5 protein-coding genes are annotated in these 3,976 nt (G+C 64.1%); 3 read left to right on the top strand and 2 right to left on the bottom strand.

All coding sequences use genetic code 11. The features are described 5' to 3' along the window. The 3 genes from ACE5CZ_RS11190 to ACE5CZ_RS11180 all read left to right on the top strand — a co-directional run. Positions 1-811, top strand: an 811-nt coding sequence (locus tag ACE5CZ_RS11190) for a ThiF family adenylyltransferase (protein WP_374947408.1), incomplete at its 5' end; no start/stop codon positions are given. A 113-nt stretch (positions 812-924) separates the two neighbouring features. Continuing rightward, entirely contained in the window at positions 925-1,155 is a 231-nt protein-coding gene (locus ACE5CZ_RS11185; RefSeq protein ID WP_374947409.1) for a DUF6527 family protein, read from the top strand. A 213-nt stretch (positions 1,156-1,368) separates the two neighbouring features. Next, on the top strand, positions 1,369-1,581 hold the full coding sequence (locus tag ACE5CZ_RS11180; RefSeq protein WP_374947407.1) for a hypothetical protein: 213 nt from the start codon (positions 1,369-1,371) through the stop codon (positions 1,579-1,581). Positions 1,582-1,870: 289 nt separating this feature from the next. Here ACE5CZ_RS11180 and ACE5CZ_RS11175 read toward each other — a convergent pair whose 3' ends face one another. Together ACE5CZ_RS11175 and ACE5CZ_RS11170 are read right to left on the bottom strand one after the other, a co-directional pair. Then, positions 1,871-3,601, bottom strand: coding sequence for an anti-phage dCTP deaminase (locus ACE5CZ_RS11175; RefSeq protein WP_374947406.1), 1,731 nt, complete (start codon positions 3,599-3,601; stop codon positions 1,871-1,873). A gap of 106 nt (positions 3,602-3,707) precedes the next feature. Continuing rightward, positions 3,708-3,976, bottom strand: a 269-nt coding sequence (locus tag ACE5CZ_RS11170) for a hypothetical protein (protein WP_374947405.1), incomplete at its 5' end; no start/stop codon positions are given.

Genomic DNA, 3,976 nt, shown 5'->3' with positions numbered 1-3,976 from the left:
CGGCGTTTCAGGCACCGGGTCGATCGTGGCGGACCATCTCGCGCGGCTGGGCTTCGGTGCTATCGTGATCCTCGACTTTGATCGGATCGAGGCGAAGAACCTGAACCGGATCCTGAACTCGACGCTAGCCGACGCCGCGCGGGGCCGGCTCAAGGTCGAGATGTTCGCCGCCGCCATCGCCGAGCACAGGGCCGACGCCGAGGTCGTTCCGGTGCCCGATAGCATCCTCTCCCGAACCGCGGTCGAAGCAGCCGCGTCCTGCGACATCATCTTTTCCTGCGTGGACTCCTCGGAGGGTCGGCAGATCGCCGACCTGCTCGCCCAGGCGTTCCTGATCCCGATGATCGACATGGGGGTGACGATCCCCACTCGCCGCACTAGCGAGGGCGAGCCCGCGGTGGCGGAGGTCCTCGGCCGGATCGACTACGTGCAGCCCGGACGTTCCACGCTGGCCAGCCGCGAGGTCTTCACCGCCGCATCGCTCCGCGCCGAGTATCTCGCTCGCGAGGCGCCGGACGTGCATGCGGTCGAGGTCAAGGAGGGCTACATCAAGGGGGCGCCCACTGAGGCGCCGTCGGTCCTCCCGCTCAACATGCGGGCGGCCTCGGCGGCGGTCCTGGAGTACGTCGCCCGCGCGTTCCCCTTCCGCCATGAAGGGAACGCCGCTTTCGCGCGCACGCTCTTCCGCCTGGCCGAGGGCGACGAGGAGAGATTCGCCGAAACGGATTTCGACGGCGGCGGCGGGCACTTGCTGGGCGCTGGGGCGGCCGAACCGCTGCTCGGCCTGCCGGAGCTTGGTCATCCGTCGTGAGGAGCATCCTTTCCGTCGTCGTCGGCTGGTGGCGCTCCCTCCGGCGAGGCCGGAGGGAGCGCTACGGTCTCCTCTACGTTGAAGGCGACGAGCTGCCGGACGAGCTGCCAGACATGACGCTCGTGGTAGCGCGGGAGGGTGGCACCTCGTGGATCGCCGGCATGACCTGCCCCTGCGGCTGCGGTCGGCGCCTCGAAATGATGCTGCTGCCGGAGGTCAGGCCGAGGTGGCAGGTGGCGGAGCATCGCCGCGGCCCTTCCCTGTATCCTTCGGTCTGGGCGAGCGGTGGCTGCCGATCACATTTTTGGCTGCGCCGCGGCGAGGTCCACTGGTGTCGCGACTGAGCGGCACGTCGCGGCCGCGGCGACCTCATGGTTATCGCACCGAAACCGGTCCAACTCGATCCCCATGTTCGCCGGAGCGACATGTTGGGTTAGCGTGGGTGCGAGCGCGCCGGAGTCGCTATCCGCGGGTACCAGTCGCGGGCATGCAGGTGGCTGATCGACTGCCTGGGCCCCGCGCGGGCCAAAGATCGCACCGAGCGGGCCAACCGGGCGTTGGAGGAAGCGCTCGAGCTGGCGCAGGCCTGCGGCTGCCCTGCGGAGGACGCTCTCCCCCTCGTCCACTACATCTGCTCGCAACCTCCCAGCACCATCGGCGACGAGGTCGGCGGTGCCATCCTCACCATCGCCGCGCCGTGCGGGGCGCTCGGCGTAGACATGGGCGACGGTGCCCGAGGCGGAGCTCTGGAACGTGTGGCTGCGGATTGACGCATAGGCGCGACTGCGTTGTCGAGCCGACCGGGCTCGCTGCTGCCGCAGTTAAAGGCCGTTCCACCCATACGCTCGTCGCATCGTTGCCGCCTGAATCAGGCTCGAACGGCGCTGACCACCGGACCGGATTGAATACCATCGCTCCGGCTGTTCCGGGGCGTCGCGTAGATCGAGGTCCTGATGACCGTCACTTGTCGCTCGAGCCGGCGACGGGTCTCGGTCGAAAGCTGATCGCGCCCGTTCAGGTCGCTTCGATGCTGCTCCAATATCTCCTCGAATCCGAACCTCATGTGCGCGCTCCCTCCTTCTCGACGACAGCCGTTAGACCGATCGGGTCGGTGTCTCCAAGCCCCGTTGCAAACTCTCGTTCCAGAACCAAGTCGATTTCGGGCCTGTCGAACGTCTTGGGAACCGCTTCGGCTCGATGCCATTCCACGGTGTAGCCCTTGGCGTCCTTCCGCCCCGATACCACCCGAAACAGCTGAGCGTACAATCGCGGCGCAATTCCTTCGTACGGATCGAATCGGACGACGATTCTCTCGCCCTCGGCGCCCGGTCGTTGATGGCCTTCGCCGAAATCGGGGCGATCGGTTGAAACGTTCTTGTGGTCGATGGACACCGACTCGGGAAAGAGTTCGCTGGTCATGCTCTTAGGATAGGGCTCGATGTACACCACCCTGCTCACGCCCGCTGCGATGATGTGCCTAGCGCACATATGACAAGGGAAAGTCGTACTGTAGATCGTCGATCGATCGACAGCGATACCGCGTTGCGCCGCACGCATCAGAGCTGCCATTTCGGCATGCACCACCCGACCAAACTCGATCAGATTAGAGATGCGCAGCTCTTTGAACGCGGTGCGGAAACGCCCGGTGACGAGTTCGGCGGTGATGCTTGCCGCATCGCCCTCGTCCGCACGAGCGTATAGCCCGTGCTTTTCTAAAAACGACAGGAGTTCGCTGATAATGTCAAACTTCTTGACTGCGTTGAAGTCCTGCCCGGTTCGAAAGTCCCGATTGTCGAGATGAGACGGCTCGTCCGGCCAATAGGTACCGCCACCCGCCATTGGCACATCATTGCATCCGGTCGATACGATTTCCCCGTGATGATCGACGATCACCGCGCCGATCTGTCGCGAGAGGTCGGCCGATCGCAGCGCCGCCATACTCGCTTCGGACATGTGGTGTTCGCACCGGTACGGCGTGACGTAGGGATCTCCAAAAAGCGCGTCTAGGAACCGGCCGAGCGGAACGTCGTAGCCCCCGTGCACCCTGATGAAGAAGTCACCCAAGGGAAATGCATCTTGCACGTTCTGCCCGATGCCACCGCCCGGCCGTTTGGAATCCGTGTCCACGAGCTTCATGGCGTCGTCGCGGAACTGATCGACATCGGTACTGGTGTTGGCGCGGGCGATGTCTCGCTGGAGCTTCTTAATCCGCAGGTCGGTGGAATCGAAAGCCGAGATCAGGACGAACCCTCTGCCGTACAGGCTGCGGAGCCTCTTGATCTCGTCGGGATGCTTGAGGGAGTCCACGATGTAGCAGGCATCATCGGCATGCGTGTCGTCGGTCACGCCCCGTTCGCGGTTAAAGGCAGCACGAGCCGTACGTATCGCAGTCACGATCGGCGGGACGAGAGCCCCGCCGTTCCGGGCATCGTTCCGAATCCGGTCACCAGCCTCCATTAACAACTCGATCCGCTCACCGCCCTTCGCTGTCTCCAGCTTGGCCTTGGTGGCGTCGTCGCACATTCCTCTGATGAGGGTGCTGACCTTGATCTGTTCGCATCGATACTTGAAGGCGCAGAGCTTCTCCTCGATGGTGCGCGCCAAGCCGTGAAGGTCGGTACCCACGGGACCGACGAGCCCAATGACGACTTCGGGCTTGGCCTGCCCGGAGGTATCGGGCACGGCCTTGGAAAGCGGCACCTGCTCAGCCTTGGACTCTTCTTCGCTCTGCGTCGGCATGCTTTCTGCCACCGATGGGATCTCATCCTCCGATACGCCCTGCTCGGCCAAATCCACCCCTTCCAAATTTATACGAAGCCTACGTTTTTGCGGTCGTTGCGCAAGACCCACAGGTGTGGGGGGCGTCAGCGGGCGAACCGAAACATTGGTGATGCCGCTAAAACTCTAGGGCAAGCTGCTTGTGCCCCGTGCGCATTTCATCCTTCAGACCAAATCGCAACGCGGCCACGTGAGACAGTCGGCTGCGCGGTTCCGCGCCAAGGTCCGGACGCACGAAGACATACAGGCTCCACAGCGCGAGATGGCGAGAGAACACCTCCTGGTGGCGTGCGAACACGCTGTCCCGAAGGGCCACCTCGCCATGCGCTTCCTCGACCCTTTGCGATACCGACTTGGCCCCCGGCGCCTTCGGGCTCGCGTAAAGAA

The organism is Agreia sp. (assembly GCF_964263775.1).
Taxonomy (GTDB): Bacteria; Actinomycetota; Actinomycetes; order Actinomycetales; family Microbacteriaceae; genus Agreia.
Note: the sequence above shows the minus strand (reverse complement) of the source record. Positions and strands in the feature narration are given on the sequence as shown.

Bases quoted from the DNA above. Each gene is read 5' to 3' on its own strand.
- ACE5CZ_RS11185 (WP_374947409.1), top strand. From the start codon at position 925: ATGACGCTCGTGGTAGCGCGGGAGGGTGGCACCTCGTGGATCGCCGGC.